The organism is Buttiauxella gaviniae ATCC 51604, from assembly GCF_001654835.1.
In the GTDB taxonomy this organism is placed as follows: Bacteria; Pseudomonadota; Gammaproteobacteria; order Enterobacterales; family Enterobacteriaceae; genus Buttiauxella; species Buttiauxella gaviniae.
Genome location: NZ_LXEP01000003.1, coordinates 17,650 through 37,196, shown reverse-complemented (window position 1 = coordinate 37,196; position 19,547 = coordinate 17,650). Strand labels below are relative to the sequence as shown.

The following is a 19,547-nucleotide window of genomic DNA, read 5'->3' as shown; positions in this document are numbered from 1 at the left end:
CGCCATTCTTCTAAAGAAAGGCGTCTTCTTTCAGGTGTTAACGCCTCAGCAACTCAAGAAATGCCTGCAGAACAGGTGAAGGATTTTGTTTATCCCAGGCAACGCCAATACCCATCGTCAGAGGATAAGTCTCTTCCTTCAGTTTACGGAAAATAACCCCTTGTCGTTTGATGCACTGCAACGATGAAGGGACCAGAGCAATACCTTTTCCTTCCGCAATAAGCCCCAGCATGATGTGATGATCTTGCGGTTCCGGAATGATATGAGGCTTGAAATCAATCTTGTGGAAAAACGCCTGGCAGTAATCATAAAAGCCGGGATTTAACTTCCGCTCAAACCAGAACATCGGCTCGTCACGTAGTGAGTCAAAACTGATGAAGCGTTTGTGCGCAAGTTTATGTCCTGCGGGCAAAGCCACCACCAGTGGATCTTCTAAAAGTTGTTCAACAGCAAGACCTTGAACGTCCGTGTGCAGGCCGATAAATGCCGCATCCATCGTCCCTCTTTTCACTTCACGAATGAGATTTATTGAATGATCTCCTGGTGTGTGGATTTGCCAGGCAGGAAACCGTTGGTGCAAGACCTCAGTCACATCAGGGATTGCACTTCGTTCGAACACTGTTGTGTAACCAACAACAAATTTCCCTCCAATGTTACTTTGCATCTCTTTTACGACGGCAATCGCTTTTTCTGCCTGAAGGAGTGTGCGTTTCACTTCTGGTAAGAATGCGGCCCCCGCATCTGTGAGGGTGACACCCGTCTTGCTACGAAGAAATAACTGCACTCCGAGTTGGTCTTCTAATTGCCGAATTTGCCTGCTCAGAGGAGGTTGAGAAATATGCAGACGCAACGCGGCACGGCTGAAGTTGAGCTCTTCACTCACAGCCAGAAAATAACGAAACTGTCGTAAATCGATGGATTCATTCATACCAAAAAGGTATCACAAAAAGGGTATTGGATGCGTTGCTTAGTAAAATTTAGAGTTCGTTCACTACATAACAGAAGGGGATTCGAAAATGGAAAGTGAACGTTATCTACGAGGTCTGGAAAAATTAAAAGAGGTTGACGGGCATGCTGGTGAAAATGTCATTAAGAGTCTGAGTGATATAGCACCGGATTTTGCGCGTCTGCTGATTGAATTTCCATTTGGTGATATCTACTCAAGAACAGGTCTCGATTTAAAGGCCAGAGAAATTGCTGTTGTTGCAGCACTGACCGCACTTGGAAATGCGACGCCACAGCTCAAAGTCCATATCCAGGGCGCGCTGAATGTTGGCTGTTCGGAACAGGAAATTATTGAAGTGATCATGCAAATGGCGGTGTATGCAGGGTTTCCTTGCGCGTTGAATGGTCTATTTGCGGCGAAAGAAGTTTTTGCGCAAATAAAATAGCCAGGTTTCCCTGGCTAATTTGGTCGCAGAGCTTATCGCGCCGTTCTGGCCTGATAGCGCTTTAACCAACGTTCGAATACGGCTGCGGGCATGGGCTTCGCAAATAAATACCCCTGCCGTTCGTTGACGCCATTCTTAGTCAGGAAGGCGTCTTCCTTTTGGTTCTCAACCCCTTCAGCGATGACCTGTAAATTAAGCGCCTGGGCGACTGCAACGATTGCACGCACCAGGGATTGGGAAACCGACTGCTTATGAATATCGCGCACAAAACTTTGGTCGAGTTTTATCGCATCGATCGGGAAGCGGGCAAGCTGAGAAAGTGAGGAATAGCCCGTCCCAAAATCATCTAAATGCACCTGGGCACCCAAGCGGCTGAATTGCTGAATAACCGAAAGCGCAAGGTCTTCATTTTCAATCAGGCAGCTTTCTGTAAGCTCAACATCAATCGGGCAGTATTCAAAATTAAGATCTTTCAGAGCTTGCTTCAGATCGGTGAAGATTGTTTGATCGGCTAACTGGCGGGCAGAAACGTTGACCGCAACGCGTAAATTAATGCCTTTATCACGCCATTTCGCCACCTGCTGAACCACACTTAACATTACCCATCGCCCAAGAGGCACAATTAACCCGGACTCTTCTGCATAAGAGATAAAATCCAACGGCGGAATCAGCCCGCGCTCCGGCGATTGCCAACGCACCAGTGCTTCCAGGCTTCTGACTTCACCTCTCCAGGTCATTTTAGGCTGATAGTGAATAACAAGTTGGTCATTATCGAGCGCTTTACGTAAGTTGGTGTCGAGCCACAAGTACTCAAACACGCGTTGATTCATTTCTGGAGCAAATACGCAGAACTTGCCACGACCACTCTCTTTGGCGGTATACATCGCGGTATCAGCATTTCGAATTAGACTTTCACGGTCTTCACCATGTTGCGGAGCCAGCGATATACCTAACGAGCAGCCGGAGTAGACTTCAATCAAACCAATGCGGAAGGGCTGTTTTAGTCGCGCAAGAATACGCGACGACATGGCTTCGAGTGTAGCCTGAGAGGTGTCAGTGGCGAGAACAATAAACTCATCTCCACCCAAACGCGCGAGTATCTGCCCTTCATCAAGGCAACTTAGAATCGCTAATGACACGGCCTGCAATAACTGGTCACCGAACATGTGCCCGTAAGCGTCATTCACTTTTTTAAAGTTATCAAGGTCGAGATAAACGATCCCTACCTGGGTTTCACCACGGTTTTCAATCGCGGAGGAGATTAAATCGTTGATGGCGTTACGATTTGGTAGGCCGGTAATGGTGTCGGTGTTCGCCAATACACGCAGGCGCTCCTGCGCACGGCGCTCTTCGGTGATATCAGTACCAGAACAAATCAAATAGATTTCATTCTTACCGCTACCGCTATGGACGAATTTGTTGCGAAACAAAAACAGCCGCTGGCCTTTTCGTGTTTTTATCCAACGTTCAACTTCGTAAGAATTTCCGTTACGAAAGAACCCGCTAATATTGCGCTTGGAAGCGGCGGCCTCACTACGGCTCATAAACAATTTAAAAACGTTTTGGCCAATAACTTCTTGTTCTTTAAGACCGGTATACTCTTCGCTCAAACGGTTGAAGCGTTGAATATTGCCTAATTTGTCGAGAATAACGATGACAGAGTTTGCCTCCGAGACGACTTGTTCGGCGAATGAGAGTCCTTGCACCAAATCGCGGGCGACAGAAGGGGTGTCATTCCAGGCCGATGCCGAACCCGCCCACTCTTTTTTGGATACCTTACGGCCCACTAAATGTACGGAAACTTCATTACCAAATAATGAAATCGACATAGTGACGCTTGATGTTATTACCGTCATTTGGCGGATTTGTTCCGCCTGCTCGGGCTCAAGAGCCACCACCTGGCTGATATCAGAGCTTTCGCTGGCTGCTAATTGCAGAGCGTTGCTATCGTTTGGTAAACGCCAGTATGGGCTGGTTGTCCCTAAATAACGGTAGAGCAGATTTTGCTCCAAATCGTCTTTCATGCTCTCTCCTGAACAGTGCCCGACATAGCGTGTCAGTCTGTTATTCATATTAGCAATATAAACCGATCTTAAAGCGACAACAGTGAGTTAAAGACATTGTTTTTGCTGAAGATGTGAAAAATCTGAATCTTCGGCACCTTGTTGATAGTTTTTCCTACCTTATAACAAGAAGAAAACGAGTTATGGTGCTAATCATTACCTCGTTGTGATTATGATCCTAAGAGTATTCACCACAAAAAAAGATCAAAAAAAAGCTGAGCACCAGGCTCAGCATTTAAATCTAAATGACAAACTAACCGTCAGATTGCTGGACGTGCGATCACACTACGAGTTTCCATACGAACCTCTGCGATTGTCACATCAATGACGTCTGTCACTTTGTAAGCCACTTCGCCTTTAATCTGTACGGTTCCTAGCTCTTGGCTGCATACCATCTCATCGCGGACAGTATGGATGAACGGGGCAGGGATAAAGGCAACAGCACCATTTTCAATCAGACGTACGCGCATACCACCACGGCTCACATCAATGATTTCAGCACTAAAACGAGTATCCGTTCCAGCTTTGTCACTCAAGAATCGAGCATACAGCCAGTCACCGACATCGCGTTCAGCCATGCGGTTCAGGCGACGGCGCTCAGCCATCTGTACTGTGATTTCGTCTTGCGGACGGGATGCGGTTTCACCTTTGATGATCGCTTTCAACAGACGATGGTTGATCATATCGCCGTATTTACGAATCGGTGAAGTCCAGGTCGCATAAGCCTCCAGACCCAGACCGTAATGCGGGCCTGGCTCAATGCTGATTTCAGCAAACGACTGGTAGCGACGGATACGAGTGTCAAGGAAGGAGGTTGGCTGCGCATCAAGTTCACGGCGTAATTTGCAGAAACCGTTTAGTGTCAGCACTTCTTGCGCGTCAACTTCAAGGCCGTGACCTTGCAGCATAGTCGCCAACTGTTCAATGTTTGCCGGGTCGAAACCAGTGTGGACGTTATAAACGCCGAATCCCAATTTCTCGCGCAACACAATGGCCGCACAGACGTTTGCCGCAATCATTGATTCTTCAACGATGCGGTTAGCGATGCGACGTGATTCCGCAATGATATCCAGCACTTCGCCTCTCTCACCTAATACGAAACGGTAATCAGGGCGGTCTTTGAATACCAGCGCGTGGGTACGGCGCCAGTCGGCACGGCTCAGGCAGACGCGTTCCAGCAGACGAATTTGCTTAGCGATAGCGTCGCTCGGTGGCTGCCAGTCGCCTTTTTCTTCTAACCAGTCGGAGACAGCGTCATAGGCCAATTTGGCTTTGGATTCGATGGTCGCAACAAAGAAGTTAATGTCTTTTTCGATGCTGCCATCCTGAGCGATAACCATGCGGCACGCGACAACCGGACGAGTAACATTAGGGCGCAGTGAACATAAATCGTCAGACAACTCGCGAGGCAACATCGGGATGTTAAAGCCCGGCAGATAGTTGGTGAAGGCGCGGACTTTAGCAATATTGTCGAGTTTACTGCCTTCAGCAATCCAGGCGGTTGGATCAGCAATGGCTACGGTCAGCTGCAATTTACCGTCAGCTAACTCTTCAACGTACAGTGCATCATCCATGTCTTCGGTGCTGGCGCTATCGATGGTGACGAAATCAAGGGCGGTCAAATCTTCACGCACCAGGCCTTCATCCAACATCTCAGTCGCTACACCATCTGGCGCTTCACGTTCAAGATTGTGACGTGACAGTGTCACCCACCATGGTGCGAGATGATCGTCACCGCAGGTAATGAATTGTGTTAGGTCAGCGTAGAAAGCGCGGTCGCCTTTAAGCGGATGGCGTTTCATCTCCGCGACTGCCCAGTCACCATTCTGGAAATCATGCGTGACGTTGCGGTCGGCACGACACTGAATCGCATCACGCAATAATGGGTGATCCGGAACGATAGACAGGCGGTCGTCTTTACGTTGTACACGACCAACAAACCGGCTGAGGAACGGTTCGATAAGCTCTTCTGGCTCAGCGGTTTCGCGGTCCTTGTCGGTATGAATCACCGCGCTCACGCGGTCGCCGTGCATCACTTTTTTCATCTGCGGTGGCGGAATAAAGTAACTTTTTTGGGAGTCCACTTCGAGGAAGCCAAAGCCTTTTTCCGTGCCTTTTACCACGCCTTCAACGCGTGGAGTTTGGGAATGCAGTTGCTGTTTAAGCTGCGCGAGCAGCGGGTTATCCTGGAACATATTTTTTAGTTTTCGTGGCCAAAAGAGCGGCTGACAGTTTTACGCGAAACCACCCTTTGCGGCAAGCGCTGTTTGCCGCAAAGGCACGTGCTATCAATGTCTAGCGATTATTGCCAAGTCCAATTTTCAATCGGTTTAGCCAGCCGTACAACCCTGAACTCACCAGTAATTGCAAAGCTTCACCTTCGCTAAAACCCTGTTCGAATAAAAGTTGAAGCTGGGCTGCGCTAAAACTTCCAGGTGCGCGAGTTAATACGCGGACAGCATGGATTATCGCGCGTTCACGTGGACGGTTATGGCTCCAGGCTTGTATCGCTCTTTCACCGTTGCGCATTGCTTCAGGTAAACCACTTTCACCACGCCATGCTTTTGCAAAATCCGTAAAGCAACTGACGCTTCCGTTAATACGTGCGGTCAACAGACCAACCAAAATCTGATCATCACAGGCTTGAGCACTCGGAGGGAGCATTAAATGAGTTATCTGGCCGAATAGGGAAAATGCCGTGGCATCGTGAAGCAGCAGCCAACTCATCCCTTGCAAGATATTTTGCGGTAGGCAGTCGTTGTGTACATCCAATTGCAGTGTGTTTGCGTAGCGTGGCTCAACTTCAGGTAAACCCGGTTGCCACTGCTTGTCGCCATCAAGGAATAACTCGGTAGGGGCATCCTGCTGCGTATCAAGCCCGGGTAGCCAGCGCACAGGTAAACTTTGTAGTGCCTGGAAAATTGCAATTACGCGAGCCTGAAACCCGATAAAGCCAATCAATTGGTTAAATGTCACCATGTCATTTACTGAAAGAGCAACCTCATCAAGTTGCTGACGCGAGACATCATCAATCAGCGTCGGTTGACTGGCCAACTGGCGGGCGTATTGGGTGATTTGCGTCAGACGACGGTTGCTTTCGCGCGATGAGTCAGGCCCAGGTTGGGGGGCCAGTCGGGCCGCATAATGATTGCAAAGACGCTGAACACCGTAGACCTGTGCGACAGTGAGCGCTGTACTCAGGCGGTCATAGCAACTCAGCGTATGTAAGCGGGTCACAGGGCTGTTTTCAGGCAACAAACATTCACTGATATCACGTGCAGCCGAAAGCCATGCGTACTCAGAGGTGAGCTGGTCAGCGCTAAGGTTCAAATCAAGTAAAAAACGATCTTCGAGAAACGCGGCTTCGGGAACTAACGGAAGCACGGCGGCATCGTTACGGCTGGACTGGGTTTCATGGTACCAGTGGCCTTTGCCTGAGATTCGGCGTTGTTCCATGGTCATTCCTTGGTCAAAGAGTTTACAAGCCCGGGGGAAAACACCTGACGGCCTGGTTTGCTGCTTTATCCTGGCGTAAGCGCGGGAGGTGACAAAAGAATGATCGGTGATAATAAATATCGGAAAAGTATAACTACGAGAGGAATTTCAGAATTAACAGGCAAGATTGTGGGTGAGGCGAGGGTGTTAACGGGGCAGACAGACGCCTGCCCACGTGATGAACCGAATTAGTCTTTCAGTTCCAGTTCGTTCATTGCTGCGATGCTGAAACCGCCGTCAACGTGTACCACTTCGCCAGAGATACCAGCAGAGAGGTCAGAACACAGGAACGCTGCGGAGTTACCCACATCTTCGATGGTCACAGTGCGGCGAATCGGGGTAACCGCTTCGCAATGTGCCAGCATTTTACGGAAATCTTTGATGCCGGATGCCGCCAGAGTACGGATTGGGCCAGCAGAGATACCGTTCACACGCACACCTTCTGGACCCATCGCGTTTGCCATATAGCGCACGTTAGCTTCCAGAGATGCTTTAGCCAGACCCATAACGTTGTAGTTAGGGATAGCGCGTTCTGCACCCAGGTAAGACAGAGTCAGCAGTGCTGAACCTGAATTGAGCATTTCACGGCAAACTTTTGCCATCGCAACAAAGCTGTAGGAGCTGATGTCGTGAGCAATTTTGAAGCCTTCACGGGTAACCGCATTCACGTAGTCGCCATCTAACTGGTCGCCAGGTGCGAAACCGATAGAGTGAACAAAACCGTCAAATTTCGGCCAGCTTTTCGCAAGCTCAGCAAACATCGCTTCGATGCTCGCATCTTCTGCAACGTCGCACGGCAGAACCAGGCTTGAACCCAGATCTGCAGCAAACCCTTCCACACGGCCTTTCAGTTTTTCATTCTGGTAAGTGAAAGCCAGTTCAGCACCTTCGCGGTGCATAGCCTGTGCGATACCGTAGGCAATGGAGAGTTTACTGGCGACGCCAGTGATCAGAATGCGTTTACCGGTAAGAAAACCCATAGCTTTGAATCCTTATAGTTTCTGCTAATTTTATGACTTTATAATCATCAAGTTGACGATGACTAGTCACAATTTTTCAACACGAAAGTGAAATTATATCCCACTCAACGCCTGTTGTGTCAGGTTATTTTTCTTACGCCGGACGACTGGTTATCGTGTCACCAGAGGTCTGAACAGATGGTTGTGTGGCGGTCGTGGTAGACGCATTGCCGACATGCCTGATGGATACTATGTTTTAGGGTGTTAATTCGCACTTGCCTGGAAACATAATCACCGGAGATAAATGATGAAAATCACTATTGAAACACAGGTTCATGCACCCATTGAGCAAGTCTGGAATACCTACAATCACCCCCAAGATATTGAAAAATGGAATACTGCTTCGGCAGACTGGCATACCGTCAATGCGGAGGTGGATTTAAAGCCCGGAGGTAAGTTTTCGTCACGAATGGAAGCGAAGGACGGCAGTATGGGGTTTGATTTTGCAGGTGTTTATACGAACATCATTCCGAATAAATTGATTGAATACACTTTTGGTGACCGCGAAGCGAAAGTCGAATTTACGGAGCAGGAGGGCGGTGTGAAGGTATATCTAGAGTTTGACCCTGATACTCAATACCCCATCGAGCATCAGAAGAATGGCTGGCAGGCTATCCTGGATAATTTTGCTCGCTATGTTGAAGCGAAAAAATAACGTGTTAAGGGTGGCTCTTCGCGAACGGCATCCACCCTTAATATGTTGGCTTTATCGATCTTTTCGCCACGCATCTGCTGTTAACGCTTCACCGAAATGGCTGGCGATCAGGCGTTTGGTTAGGTCATGAAGCGGGGAGGCAAGAACTTCAGCGGTGCTGCCACGCTCAACGACTTCGCCCTGATGCATCACAATCACTTTATCGCTGATGTGTTTCATCATGCCGATATGCTGAGTCACATAGATATAGGCAATGCCCTGTTTCTCCTGCAATTCAAGCATCAGGTTAATCAATTGCGAACGCATCGACATATCAAGAGATGCCAGCGCTTCGTCGGCAATAATCACTTTCGGGCGCAGGATTAACGCGCGCGCCAAACCCAGACGCTGTTTCTGCCCTGGAGCCAGCATATGCGGGTAGTAGCTGGCGTGATCGGGAAGCAAACCGACCATTCTCAGCGTTTCAATAATTTGCTTGTGACGTGCTTCCGGCTCAAGGTCGGTATTCAGGCGCAGCGGGAAATCGAGGATCTGCGAAATACGCTGGCGCGGGTTCAACGAGGTGCTCGGGTCCTGGAAAATCATGCGGATATGCTGGCTTCGGTAGGTATAGTCACCGTACCGCAGCAAATGATCATTAATTAGCACTTCGCCAGTGGTTGGCTCAACCATCCCGGCAAGCATTTTTGCAAGTGTCGACTTTCCTGACCCATTCTCACCGATAACCGCCAGTGTCTGTTTTTCACGCAGAGTGAAACTCAGTGGTTTAACGGCGTCAACATGCTGACGCTGGAACAAGCCAGTTCGATAGCGAAACGTTTTACTTAAATTACGAACTTCGAGCAGCGTTTCAGCCATTACTGACTCTCCATATTCAGCGGGAAGTGACAGGCATAAAGATGTGTCTTTGCCCCCATCAAGCGAGGTGTTTCAATACATTCACGCTGTGCGTAAGGGCAGCGAGGCCCCAGTCGGCACCCCATCGGCAACTGTTCCAGTAAAGGAATCGCACCAGGCATGGTATTGAGTCGGCTTTTATGCGGCATCGGACTGCCAAAATCAGGGATTGCGCGGATAAGCGCCTGTGTATAAGGGTGGTGCGGGGTGGCAATCAGCTCTTCACTGGTTGCGCTTTCCACGGTTTGCCCACAATACATGACGTTAATTTTATCGGCCCATTTGCTCAGCATCTGCAAGTCATGGCTAATAAGCAAAATGGTGGTGTTGTTGTACTGATTTAACCGCGTCAGTAGTTTGAAAATTTGCAGTTGCGTGGTTGGTTCCATCGCGTTGGTTGGTTCATCCGCAATCAACAAACGCGGTTGGTTTGCCAAAGCAATGGCTATCATCACCTTTTGACATTCACCGTCAGTTAGCTCGTAGGGATAGCTACGCATCGCATCTTTATGATCTTTAATCCCCACGCGATGTAACAACTCAATGGCCCGGCGTTTGCGCCAGCCAAATCGTTTCCACCAGCGGCCTTTATAGGTCCAGCTGGGAATATTTTGCATCAACTGACGACCGACTCGTTCTGATGGGTCCAGACACGACTGCGGTTCCTGGAAAATCATCGAAACGTTGTGGCCGACCAGGCGACGACGCTCGCGTGAACTCAGACGTAGTAGATCGATATCATCAAACCGCATACGGTCGGCGGTGATGCGCCAGTTGTCTTTGGTGACGCCGCAAATCGCTTTTGCAATCAGACTCTTTCCTGAACCGGACTCGCCCACTAAACCGCGAATTTCACCTTCATTCAGAGTCATACTGACGCGGTCGACGGCTTTTACCCAACCCTCGGAAGTCATAAACTCGATGGTCAGGTTACGAATATCAAGTAATGGCATTATTGCACCCCCGCATTGATTGCGCGGCGTAAACCGTCGCCCAGCAGGTTGACCAGCAACACACTGATCATGATAGCCACTCCGGGCAACATTACTGTCCACGGAGCGACATAAATCAACTCCAGTGCGTCACCCAGCATCGAGCCCCATTCCGGTGATGGGAGTTGCGCCCCAAGGTCCAAAAACCCTAGTGCAGCAATATCTAGAATCGCCATCGAGAGTGCGCGGGTAATCTCAGTAACCAGAATCGCCGCCGTATTAGGCATTACCGCAAACCACAGAATATTCAGTGTTGATGCACCATCAAGGCGTGCGGCAACCACGTAATCTTTTTCCAGTTCGTCGTGTACGGCGCTATAAACAGAACGCACCATACGCGGCAGCAGGGCGAGCCACACGGCAAACATAGCGTGCAACAAATGTGGCCCAACAAATGCCACGACAATAATTGCCAGCAGCAGCGACGGAATAGACAGCAGCGTATCGAGAATATGATTGAGCACAGCAGAGCGAAGGCCATGTGTTGAACCGGCAAACACGCCCAGAATAATGCCAAATACTGCTGCCGCAAGCGTAACGACAAACGCTCCGCCAACTGTTGGTGCGGCACCGCTTAACAGACGGCTTAATACATCACGCCCCAGGTCATCTGTACCCAGGAAGAAAGAGACATCGCCATAGCGTGACCATGAAGGCGGTAACAGTTGATAACCCAGGAACTGTTGGTCGATGCCGTAGGGCGCAAAAACACCGCCAAAAATGCACAGCAGTACCAAAGCGCCACAACCATATAGGCCGATCATTGCCGTAGTATCGCCGTAAAATTTTCGCCATGTCAGGCGCAGAGTGCTCGGCGGGCGCTTCTCGCGATAGACGCTATCGTAAGGCATACCATTCCTTATGTGTCAGAGGGTTTGCCATGGCACCCAAAATATCGGAGATAACGTTCACGATGATTACCAATGAGCCAATGACCATCACGCCAGCAGAAATGGCCGTGTAGTCTTGTTGGCGAATTGCGTTGATAAGCCAGCGCCCAAGGCCCGGCCAACTGAACACAACTTCAGTGATCATCGCCAGAGTTAACATGGTTGAGAATTGCAGGCCGAGGCGTGGAATGACCGGAGGCAACGCGTTGTGTAGCACATGACGATGAAGAATTGTCAGGCGTGATAAACCACGGGTTGCTGCTGCTTTAATGTAGTTTTGGTCAAACACTTCAATGGTGCTTATACGCATCAGACGCACCACTTCAGTGGTCGGCGCCACGGCTAATGCCACCACTGGCAGCACCATGTGACGTATGGCGCTGACGATCATCTCTTCACGATAAGGGGAGTCCGATAGCCAGGCATCAACCAGCGCAAAGCCAGTCACTGATTTCACTTCATAAAGCAAATCAAAGCGCCCGGAAACTGGCAACCAGCCTAATGTGAGCGAGAAAAACATTGTTAGCAGCAGGGCTAACCAGAATACAGGAATAGAAAAACCAACCAGTGCCAGAGCGCTTATCAGCCGGTCTTGCCACTTATTGCGCATAATACCGGCCAGCATTCCTACCGGAATACCTATCAGTAATGCCAGGCCAAATGCCAGGATACATAGTTCCATGGTGGCAGGGAAAACAATACGCAGCTGTTCATTAATCGACTGACCGTTAATGCTCGATACGCCGAAATCCCAGTGCATAATACTTTCAAACCAGAAAACCCACGCATTCCACAGTGATGCACCTTGCAGCGGGGCATGAGGGGTAAAATAGTTGAGGCTAAAGCCGATAAAGGTCAGAAAAAACAGCGTCACCAGCAGCAATAATATGCGGCGAAGAGTGTAAATAATCATGGTTTTTTCACCTCAACATTCTCGCGGGAAACACCCGCAAACGATGCATTACCAAACGGACTTAGCACCAGCCCTTTAATGTCGTAGCGATAGGCTTGCAAGCGCAGTGATGACGCCAGTGGTAGCACGGGCAATTGTTCGGCCAGAATGTCCTGAGCCTCGCGGTAAGCTTCGATGCGTGAGGCCAGTTGCTGTGACGACAACGCTTTTTGCAGCACTTCATCAAATTTAGGGTCACACCAACGAGCATAGTTGGTCTGCGATCGGATAGCGGCGCAACTAAGCATGGGGCGGAAGAAACTATCAGGGTCGTTACTGTCTGTTGCCCAACCTGCAAGCGTTAAGTCGTGGTTCATATCCATTAAGCGAGCTTCCTGGAAGCGGCCTTCGACAGGAACAATAATCACCTTCACCCCAATTTGCGCCATGTCAGCCTGGATAAGCTCTGCCGTTTTCAGAGGGCTTGGGTTCCATGCCTGAGAACTAGTCGGTACCCATAGACGCAACTCCAGGTTGTTAAGTCCAAGCGCTTTTAATTGCTGGCGAGCTTTCTGCGGGTTGTATTCGGTAATTTTGGAGTCACTGTCATAAGCCCAGGAAGCACGAGGCAAAATAGAAGCGGCTGTTTCGGCTGTACCGTAGTAAATCGACTGCATCAGGCGTTGGTTGTTAATGGCCAGCGCCAGAGCATGACGTACTGCTGGGTTATTTAATGGTGCTTTGTTGGTATTAAACGCCAGATAAGCGATGTTCATTCCCGGACGCAAAGTAAGACGCAGTCGCGGATCATCACGTAAAATTGTCAGCTGACTGGCTGCAGGATAGGCCAGCACATCGCATTCGCCGGTAATCAGTTTCGATAAACGTCCTGTACCACCTGAACCCAAATCCAGAACAACTTGTGGCATTAATGGAACACCGCGCCAGAATTTCGGATGGCGTGCGAGGCGAATATATTGCCCCGCGCGATATTCACTTATCTGGAATGGCCCTGTGCCAACCGGCTGACGGTCCATTAATTCCTGACGGTCGGCCTTAGTCAGTTGATCTGCATATTCTGCAGACATCACGGATGCGTAATGTGTAGCCATATGCCACAAGAAAGAGGCATCTGGTTTTTCCAGTCGGAACTCAACAGTGTTGCTATCAAGCTTGCGAACGCTTTTTACCGAATCAGGGAACTGAAGGCTATCGAAGTAAGGGTAGTTGCCGCCGTTAACGTTATGCCATGGGTGTTTGCGATCAAACACTCGTTGGAAGCTGAATACCACATCATCGGCATTCAGTGCGCGAGTGGGTTTAAACCATGGTGTGGTCTGGAACTGAACGTTCGGGCGTAAATGGAAACGATAAGTCGCACCGTTATCCAATACTTCCCAGCTCTCGGCCAATTCTGGCATCAGGCGATAAGTGTAAGGATCAACATCCAGCAACCGGTCGTATAGCTGTGCGGCAAGGGTGTCCACAGTCAAACCACCGCTAGCCATCTGCGGGTTAAAGGTATTGACCTGACCGTTGACACAATAAACAAATCCGCTGCTACGGATATCAGCTGGCTTTTCAACAGGTGTTGCAGCAAATGCCGCGCCACTCAGGCAGCTAACCGCCAGTAACAGGGAGGAGACAATTCCGCGCATAAGTTTTTGAGTTTTCTCGGGTGATAGCCAAAGTGTATCGCACTCTGTAGGGCTTCCCAAAATATGTCAGGCTATTTTGCTTTTTTATTAAACAAAGCCTGCAAAAAAGGCAGGGGGATGCTGTTTTTTGCGTCAGTTACGGCTTTTGTAGCATGGCGAAAACCGTAAACAGAGAGTCAATCGGGCTGAACCACATCATGCTTTTTAAGCAATGCCCGTAGCTGATGGTAGGTGAGACCGAGCAAATCGGCGGCCTTTCGTTGGTTATACTTCGCCTGCACCAGACTCTGTTCCACCAGCGTTTTTTCCTGCTCGTTTTGCCATTTGCGCAGATCCATCGGCAACGAGAGTTGTGACGCTTCGTGTTTCACACCAGGCGCGGGCTTACGCGCAAAGGGATCGAGGATCACTTCATCGACCTGCTCCTCGCTGTTGCCATGGCGGTAAACAGAGCGCTCAACCACGTTTTTTAGCTCGCGGATATTTCCCGGCCAGGCATAATTCAACAGTGTTAACTGTGCTAGCTCGGTAAAACCCGGGAAGAAGGACAAGCCCAACTCGCGACACATGGTGATCGCGAAATGTTCAGCCATCAACATGATATCGGTTTGACGCTCACGCAGCGGTGGCAGTTTCACTACATCAAAAGCAAGACGGTCGAGCAAATCAGCGCGGAATTTCCCTTCTTCAGCAAGTTTTGGCAGATCGGCGTTGGTCGCACAAACCAATCGCACATTGACCTGCAACGGCTGGCTGCCGCCAACACGCTCAAGCTCACCGTATTCCACGACACGTAAAAGTTTTTCCTGCACCATCATGGGTGCAGTTGCCAGTTCATCAAGAAACAACGTACCGCCGTCGGCGCGTTCAAAGCGGCCTGGATGGCGCTTCTGAGCGCCGGTAAAAGCCCCAGCCTCATGCCCGAATAGTTCTGAGTCCAGCAAGTTGTCGTTGAGTGCCGCGCAGTTAAGGGAAATAAACGGTCCTTGCCAACGGCGCGAAAGGAAGTGTAGGCGATTGGCAATCAACTCTTTACCTGTTCCGCGCTCTCCAATCACTAATACGGGTTTCTCTAACGGTGCCAGGCGGGAGACTTGTTCCAGCACTTCAAGAAAGCTGTTTGCTTCGCCAATCAGGTTATCTTTGCTGTCTGCCATGATTAAATTAACCAATAGTTAGTGAATATAACCACTATAAACGTTATGCATAATGAGTCAAATTTAATAATTTAGTTAAAAATCAATGCGATAAAAAGTTGGCACACCGCTTGCAATATTCTTGTCGTGCTGGGTGCCGGGCACCTGAAATAATGACTAAAGAGGATTGAATTATGGGTATTTTTTCTCGTTTTGCCGACATCGTGAATGCCAACATCAACTCACTGCTTGAGAAAGCGGAAGACCCACAGAAGTTGGTGCGCCTGATGATTCAGGAAATGGAAGACACACTCGTTGAAGTGCGTTCCACCTCGGCTCGTGCGCTGGCTGAAAAGAAACAGCTTTCCCGTCGTGTAGAGCAAGCGACCGCCCAGCAAGCCGAATGGCAGGAAAAAGCCGAACTGGCACTGCGTAAAGATAAAGAAGATCTGGCACGTGCGGCATTGATCGAAAAACAAAAAATGACCGACCTGATCGCCACCCTGGAAGATGAAGTGGTGCACGTCGATGAAACCCTGGCGCGTATGAAAAAAGAGATTGGTGAGCTTGAGAATAAACTCAGCGAAACCCGCGCGCGCCAGCAGGCGTTAACGCTACGCCATCAAGCAGCCTCTTCTTCACGCGATGTTCGTCGCCAGTTGGATAGTGGCAAAATCGATGAAGCAATGGCTCGTTTTGAATCTTTTGAGCGCCGTATTGACCAGATGGAATCAGAAGCGGAAAGCCACAGCTTTGGCAAACAGAAAAATCTCGACTCACAGTTTGCTGAACTGAAAGCCGACGACGAGATCAGCGAACAGCTGGCTGCGCTGAAAGCTAAAATGAATAACCAGGAACGTGGGTAATTCACTTTAACTGCGGCGTGCATGGCGCGCCGCAGCTGGCCTGACTTGTAAAAGGAGTACACATGAGCGCGCTTTTTCTTGCCATTCCGTTAACCATATTTGTGTTGTTTGTCGCCCCCATCTGGCTGTGGTTGCACTACAACAACCGTGCCGCGAATGGCGGGCAGCTTTCTCAAGGCGAGCAACAGCGGCTGGCTCAGCTAACTGAAGAATCACGCCGTATGCGTGAACGAATTCAGACGCTGGAGCAGATCCTTGACGCAGAACATCCGAACTGGAGAGACAAATAATGGTGAACTCAATTTCCGGTCGTAAATTGTGGCGTATCCCTGAAAAAGGGATGGTGAAGGGGGTTTGTGCAGGTATCGCGCAATACCTTGATGTGCCTGTCAAATTGGTACGCCTGATTACCGTGTTAGCGATGATTTTTGGCCTATTTTTCTTTGTGATGGTGGCCTACATCGCACTGACTTTTATTCTTGACCCAATGCCCGCGGGTGCCGACCAGGCAACGCCTCAACCGACCACGCGCGATTTGCTCGACGAAGTTGATGCTGAACTTGCGGCAGGGGAGCAGCGTTTACGTTCTATGGAACGCTATATAACCTCTGATACCTTCACGTTACGTAGCCGTTTCCGTCAGCTTTAATGTTCTCTATGGGGGCGATTGCCCCCGTTGTAATCGGGAGAAACCATGTCTAAATTCCAGACGGCTGCGAACAAGGCTAAGCCGGGCCTGAAAATTGTCGGTAAGTTAGTATTGCTGACTGCCCTGCGCTACGGCCCTGCAGGCGTCGCGGGTTGGGCGGTTAAATCTGTCGCGCGCCGTCCATTGAAAATGCTACTGGCGCTAACCCTTGAGCCACTGCTGGCACGAGTGCTGCGCAAAATTTCTGCTCGCACTCAAGGCGGCACCGCAAAGTAATCTTTTCTCCACACTTTTGATTTTCAATTCATTTGCCATTGATTCGGTATTAACAATCCATATTTATTACAATCAGTGAAGATTCTCCTCAGTTGAGAGACAACGGGCGCAACCAGGACGCATATGAACAGAATCAAGAATGAACTGAATGCCCTGATGAACCGGGGTGTGGACCGACATTTACGTCTTGCCGTAACCGGTTTAAGCCGCAGCGGTAAGACGGCTTTTATCACCGCGATGGTGAACCAATTATTGAGCGTGCATAACGGCGCGCGTTTGCCGTTGCTTAATGCGGTACGTGAAGAACGCCTGCTTGGCGTGAAACGTGTGCCGCAGCGTGATTTAGGTATTCAACGTTTTACCTATGACGAAGGCCTGTCGCAGTTATACGGTTCGCCACCGAACTGGCCGACTCCGACTCGCGGTGTTAGCGAGATGCGCCTTGCGCTGCGTTATCGTTCTAACGATTCACTGCTGCGCCATTTCAAAGACACATCAACGCTGTATCTGGAAATTGTCGATTATCCTGGTGAGTGGCTGTTGGACTTGCCGATGCTGGCGCAAAATTACCTGAGCTGGTCGCGCCAGATGACCAGTCTGCTTACCGGCGATCGAGCCGTATGGTCTGCGCAGTGGCGCAAATTATGTGAAGGTTTGGATCCGCTGGCTCCTGCCGATGAAAACCGCCTTGCAGCCATTTCAGAGGCATGGACTGAATATCTGCTGCACTGCAAACGAGAAGGTCTGCATTTTATTCAACCAGGTCGTTTTGTTTTACCTGGCGATATGGCTGGCGCTCCGGCGTTGCAATTCTTCCCGTGGCCAGATGTGGATAGCATTGGCGAATCGAAACTCGCTCAGGCAGACAAAACCACCAATATCGGCACCTTGCGTACACGTTTTGAATACTACTGTGAAAAAGTGGTCAAAGGGTTCTACAAGAACCACTTCCTCAAATTTGACCGTCAAATTGTACTGGTGGATTGTCTTCAGCCGCTCAACAGTGGCCCGCAAGCATTCAACGATATGCGCCTCGCGCTGACGCAACTGATGCAAAGTTTCCATTACGGCCAGCGCACGCTATTCCGCCGCCTGTTTTCGCCGGTTATCGACAAACTTTTGTTTGCCGCCACTAAGGCCGATCACGTTACGGTAGACCAACACGCCAACATGGTCGCACTACTTCAGCAACTGGTGCAGGACGCCTGGCAGAATGCGGCATTTGAAGGTATCGACATGGACTGCATGGGGCTTGCGTCAGTACAGGCAACACAAAGTGGACTGGTTGACGTGAAAGGCGAGCAAATCCCGGCACTGCGTGGTAACCGTTTAGGTGATGGTGCACCGCTGACTGTCTACCCAGGCGAAGTCCCGGCGCGTTTGCCAGGCAGTGCATTCTGGGAGAAACAAGGTTTTCAGTTTGAACAGTTCCGCCCGCAAGTCATGGATGTAGACAGACCGATGCCACATATTCGGATGGATGCGGCACTGGAGTTTTTAATCGGGGATAAATTGCGATGAATGAACCATTAAAACCGCGTATAGATTTCGCGCAACCACTGGAAGTGGAACAAGAACCCATTTATAAAGCACCACACGCATTTAGCGAGCCTGAAGCAGAAAAATTCACACCAGCACTAACTCAACTCGATGAAATGGAAGACGATGGGCAGGCGGAAGCGGTGATTGAAGCGGCGCTACATCCTAAACGTAGCCTCTGGCGACGCATGGTTCAGGTTGGGCTTGGGTTATTCGGTGTCAGCGTTGTGGCGCAAGGTATCCAATGGACGCATAACGCATTTATAACCCAGGACTGGATTGCGCTCGGCGGCGGTATTGCCGGTGGGTTAATTATTGCCGCAGGGATTGGTTCAGTCGCTACCGAATGGCGACGTTTATGGCGTTTACGCCAACGAGCCGAAGAACGCGATGAAGCACGTGATTTGATGAACAGTCACGGCATGGGCAAAGGCCGGGCATTTTGTGAAAAACTGGCACGTCAGGCTGGGCTTGATCACGGACATCCTGCGCTGCAACGCTGGTATGCGGCAATTCACGAAACGCAAAATGACCGGGAAGTGGTCGAGTTGTATGCACGTCTGGTTCAGCCAGTGCTTGATAATCAAGCGCGTCGGGAAATAAGTCGCTCCGCTGCTGAATCAACATTGATGATTGCTGTAAGTCCGCTTGCGTTGGTGGATATGGCGTTTATTGCATGGCGCAATTTACGACTGATTAACCGAATCGCCACGCTTTACGGCATCGAACTTGGATACTACAGCCGTATTCGTTTGTTCCGTCTGGTGCTACTGAACATCGCCTTTGCTGGAGCGAGTGAACTTGTGCGTGAGGTGGGGATGGACTGGCTAGGTCAGGATCTCGCAGCGCGACTGTCTACTCGTGCAGCGCAGGGGATTGGCGCAGGTTTACTGACGGCTCGCCTTGGGATTAAAGCAATGGAGCTTTGCCGTCCGTTGCCATGGATTGATGGTGACAAGCCTCGTCTGGGTGACTTCCGTAAGCAGTTGTTGGTTCAGCTCAAAGAGACGATGAGTAAGAGCAAAAATAAACCTGTCGAGTGACACTTTAATGATGCCGTGAGCCTTAAGGTTTACGGCATCACCTCCATTCATAGACTTATCTGTCAACTTTTCTTAACACATCTCTT

19 protein-coding genes are annotated in these 19,547 nt (G+C 49.9%); 8 read left to right on the top strand and 11 right to left on the bottom strand.

Annotated elements, in window-relative coordinates; all coding sequences use genetic code 11:
• Nucleotides 1-37: 37 nt before the first annotated feature.
• On the bottom strand, nt 38-928 hold the full coding sequence (locus M977_RS00575; RefSeq protein ID WP_064511616.1) for a LysR family transcriptional regulator: 891 nt from the start codon (nt 926-928) through the stop codon (nt 38-40).
• An 88-nt stretch (nt 929-1,016) separates the two neighbouring features.
• On the opposite strand from M977_RS00575, the gene M977_RS00570 reads away from it, so the two are divergent.
• Entirely contained in the window at nt 1,017-1,391 is a 375-nt protein-coding gene (locus M977_RS00570) for a carboxymuconolactone decarboxylase family protein (RefSeq protein ID WP_064511615.1), read from the top strand.
• A gap of 32 nt (nt 1,392-1,423) precedes the next feature.
• Here M977_RS00570 and pdeR read toward each other — a convergent pair whose 3' ends face one another.
• The 4 genes from pdeR to fabI all read right to left on the bottom strand — a co-directional run bounded on the left by pdeR (nt 1,424) and on the right by fabI (nt 7,929).
• Nucleotides 1,424-3,415 carry a cyclic di-GMP phosphodiesterase gene (gene pdeR, locus M977_RS00565; RefSeq protein WP_064511614.1) on the bottom strand — a complete coding sequence of 664 codons (1,992 nt, stop codon included), beginning with the start codon at nt 3,413-3,415 and terminating at the stop codon, nt 1,424-1,426.
• Nucleotides 3,416-3,714: 299 nt separating this feature from the next.
• Nucleotides 3,715-5,649, bottom strand: a complete 1,935-nt coding sequence (locus tag M977_RS00560) for an exoribonuclease II (protein ID WP_064511613.1) — start codon at nt 5,647-5,649, stop codon at nt 3,715-3,717.
• Between the two features lie 100 nt (nt 5,650-5,749).
• Nucleotides 5,750-6,910: a CMD domain-containing protein gene (locus M977_RS00555; protein ID WP_064511612.1), complete on the bottom strand. Its 1,161-nt coding sequence runs from the start codon at nt 6,908-6,910 to the stop codon at nt 5,750-5,752.
• 227 nt (nt 6,911-7,137) lie between these two features.
• A complete protein-coding gene (fabI, locus tag M977_RS00550) occupies nt 7,138-7,929 on the bottom strand; it encodes an enoyl-ACP reductase FabI (protein ID WP_064511611.1) in 792 nt (263 codons plus the stop codon).
• Nucleotides 7,930-8,212: 283 nt separating this feature from the next.
• Here fabI and M977_RS00545 point away from each other — a divergent pair, with 283 nt between their 5' ends.
• The gene (locus M977_RS00545) at nt 8,213-8,623 is read left to right on the top strand and encodes an SRPBCC family protein (RefSeq protein WP_064511610.1); all 411 of its coding nucleotides are present in this window, start codon (nt 8,213-8,215) and stop codon (nt 8,621-8,623) included.
• A gap of 51 nt (nt 8,624-8,674) precedes the next feature.
• Here M977_RS00545 and sapF read toward each other — a convergent pair whose 3' ends face one another.
• The 6 genes from sapF to pspF form a co-directional block, all read right to left on the bottom strand.
• On the bottom strand, nt 8,675-9,481 hold the full coding sequence (gene sapF / locus M977_RS00540) for a putrescine export ABC transporter ATP-binding protein SapF (RefSeq protein ID WP_064511609.1): 807 nt from the start codon (nt 9,479-9,481) through the stop codon (nt 8,675-8,677).
• Nucleotides 9,481-10,473 carry a putrescine export ABC transporter ATP-binding protein SapD gene (gene sapD, locus M977_RS00535; RefSeq protein ID WP_064511608.1) on the bottom strand — a complete coding sequence of 331 codons (993 nt, stop codon included), beginning with the start codon at nt 10,471-10,473 and terminating at the stop codon, nt 9,481-9,483. The genes sapF and sapD overlap by 1 nt, the downstream gene beginning before the upstream one ends.
• Nucleotides 10,473-11,363: a putrescine export ABC transporter permease SapC gene (gene sapC, locus M977_RS00530; RefSeq protein WP_064511607.1), complete on the bottom strand. Its 891-nt coding sequence runs from the start codon at nt 11,361-11,363 to the stop codon at nt 10,473-10,475. Before sapC ends, sapD begins: the two co-directional genes overlap by 1 nt.
• Nucleotides 11,350-12,315 (bottom strand): putrescine export ABC transporter permease SapB, encoded by a 966-nt coding sequence (sapB, locus tag M977_RS00525; protein ID WP_064511606.1) that lies wholly within the window; start codon nt 12,313-12,315, stop codon nt 11,350-11,352. The genes sapC and sapB overlap by 14 nt, the downstream gene beginning before the upstream one ends.
• Entirely contained in the window at nt 12,312-13,952 is a 1,641-nt protein-coding gene (gene sapA / locus M977_RS00520) for an ABC transporter substrate-binding protein SapA (protein ID WP_064511605.1), read from the bottom strand. Before sapA ends, sapB begins: the two co-directional genes overlap by 4 nt.
• Before the next feature lie 176 nt (nt 13,953-14,128).
• On the bottom strand, nt 14,129-15,124 hold the full coding sequence (gene pspF, locus M977_RS00515; RefSeq protein ID WP_074391958.1) for a phage shock protein operon transcriptional activator: 996 nt from the start codon (nt 15,122-15,124) through the stop codon (nt 14,129-14,131).
• Nucleotides 15,125-15,282: 158 nt separating this feature from the next.
• Between pspF and pspA the strand changes: the two genes are divergently transcribed.
• The 6 genes from pspA to M977_RS00485 all read left to right on the top strand — a co-directional run bounded on the left by pspA (nt 15,283) and on the right by M977_RS00485 (nt 19,461).
• Nucleotides 15,283-15,954 (top strand): phage shock protein PspA, encoded by a 672-nt coding sequence (gene pspA, locus M977_RS00510; protein WP_034455458.1) that lies wholly within the window; start codon nt 15,283-15,285, stop codon nt 15,952-15,954.
• A 62-nt stretch (nt 15,955-16,016) separates the two neighbouring features.
• On the top strand, nt 16,017-16,244 hold the full coding sequence (gene pspB, locus M977_RS00505; RefSeq protein ID WP_064511603.1) for an envelope stress response membrane protein PspB: 228 nt from the start codon (nt 16,017-16,019) through the stop codon (nt 16,242-16,244).
• Entirely contained in the window at nt 16,244-16,603 is a 360-nt protein-coding gene (gene pspC / locus M977_RS00500) for an envelope stress response membrane protein PspC (protein ID WP_064511602.1), read from the top strand. The genes pspB and pspC overlap by 1 nt, the downstream gene beginning before the upstream one ends.
• A gap of 45 nt (nt 16,604-16,648) precedes the next feature.
• Nucleotides 16,649-16,879, top strand: coding sequence for a phage shock protein PspD (gene pspD, locus M977_RS00495; protein ID WP_064511601.1), 231 nt, complete (start codon nt 16,649-16,651; stop codon nt 16,877-16,879).
• Between the two features lie 123 nt (nt 16,880-17,002).
• A complete protein-coding gene (locus tag M977_RS00490) occupies nt 17,003-18,400 on the top strand; it encodes a YcjX family GTP-binding protein (protein ID WP_064511600.1) in 1,398 nt (465 codons plus the stop codon).
• Entirely contained in the window at nt 18,397-19,461 is a 1,065-nt protein-coding gene (locus tag M977_RS00485; protein WP_064511599.1) for a YcjF family protein, read from the top strand. The genes M977_RS00490 and M977_RS00485 overlap by 4 nt, the downstream gene beginning before the upstream one ends.
• Nucleotides 19,462-19,547: the final 86 nt, after the last annotated feature.

Coding starts and splice junctions, on each gene's coding strand:
- M977_RS00575 (WP_064511616.1), bottom strand. CDS start 928: ATGAATGAATCCATCGATTTACGACAGTTTCGTTATTTTCTGGCTGTG.
- M977_RS00570 (WP_064511615.1), top strand. CDS start 1,017: ATGGAAAGTGAACGTTATCTACGAGGTCTGGAAAAATTAAAAGAGGTT.
- pdeR (WP_064511614.1), bottom strand. CDS start 3,415: ATGAAAGACGATTTGGAGCAAAATCTGCTCTACCGTTATTTAGGGACA.
- M977_RS00560 (WP_064511613.1), bottom strand. CDS start 5,649: ATGTTCCAGGATAACCCGCTGCTCGCGCAGCTTAAACAGCAACTGCAT.
- M977_RS00555 (WP_064511612.1), bottom strand. CDS start 6,910: ATGGAACAACGCCGAATCTCAGGCAAAGGCCACTGGTACCATGAAACC.
- fabI (WP_064511611.1), bottom strand. CDS start 7,929: ATGGGTTTTCTTACCGGTAAACGCATTCTGATCACTGGCGTCGCCAGT.
- M977_RS00545 (WP_064511610.1), top strand. CDS start 8,213: ATGATGAAAATCACTATTGAAACACAGGTTCATGCACCCATTGAGCAA.
- sapF (WP_064511609.1), bottom strand. CDS start 9,481: ATGGCTGAAACGCTGCTCGAAGTTCGTAATTTAAGTAAAACGTTTCGC.
- sapD (WP_064511608.1), bottom strand. CDS start 10,473: ATGCCATTACTTGATATTCGTAACCTGACCATCGAGTTTATGACTTCC.
- sapC (WP_064511607.1), bottom strand. CDS start 11,363: ATGCCTTACGATAGCGTCTATCGCGAGAAGCGCCCGCCGAGCACTCTG.
- sapB (WP_064511606.1), bottom strand. CDS start 12,315: ATGATTATTTACACTCTTCGCCGCATATTATTGCTGCTGGTGACGCTG.
- sapA (WP_064511605.1), bottom strand. CDS start 13,952: ATGCGCGGAATTGTCTCCTCCCTGTTACTGGCGGTTAGCTGCCTGAGT.
- pspA (WP_034455458.1), top strand. CDS start 15,283: ATGGGTATTTTTTCTCGTTTTGCCGACATCGTGAATGCCAACATCAAC.
- pspB (WP_064511603.1), top strand. CDS start 16,017: ATGAGCGCGCTTTTTCTTGCCATTCCGTTAACCATATTTGTGTTGTTT.
- pspC (WP_064511602.1), top strand. CDS start 16,244: ATGGTGAACTCAATTTCCGGTCGTAAATTGTGGCGTATCCCTGAAAAA.
- pspD (WP_064511601.1), top strand. CDS start 16,649: ATGTCTAAATTCCAGACGGCTGCGAACAAGGCTAAGCCGGGCCTGAAA.
- M977_RS00490 (WP_064511600.1), top strand. CDS start 17,003: ATGAACAGAATCAAGAATGAACTGAATGCCCTGATGAACCGGGGTGTG.
- M977_RS00485 (WP_064511599.1), top strand. CDS start 18,397: ATGAATGAACCATTAAAACCGCGTATAGATTTCGCGCAACCACTGGAA.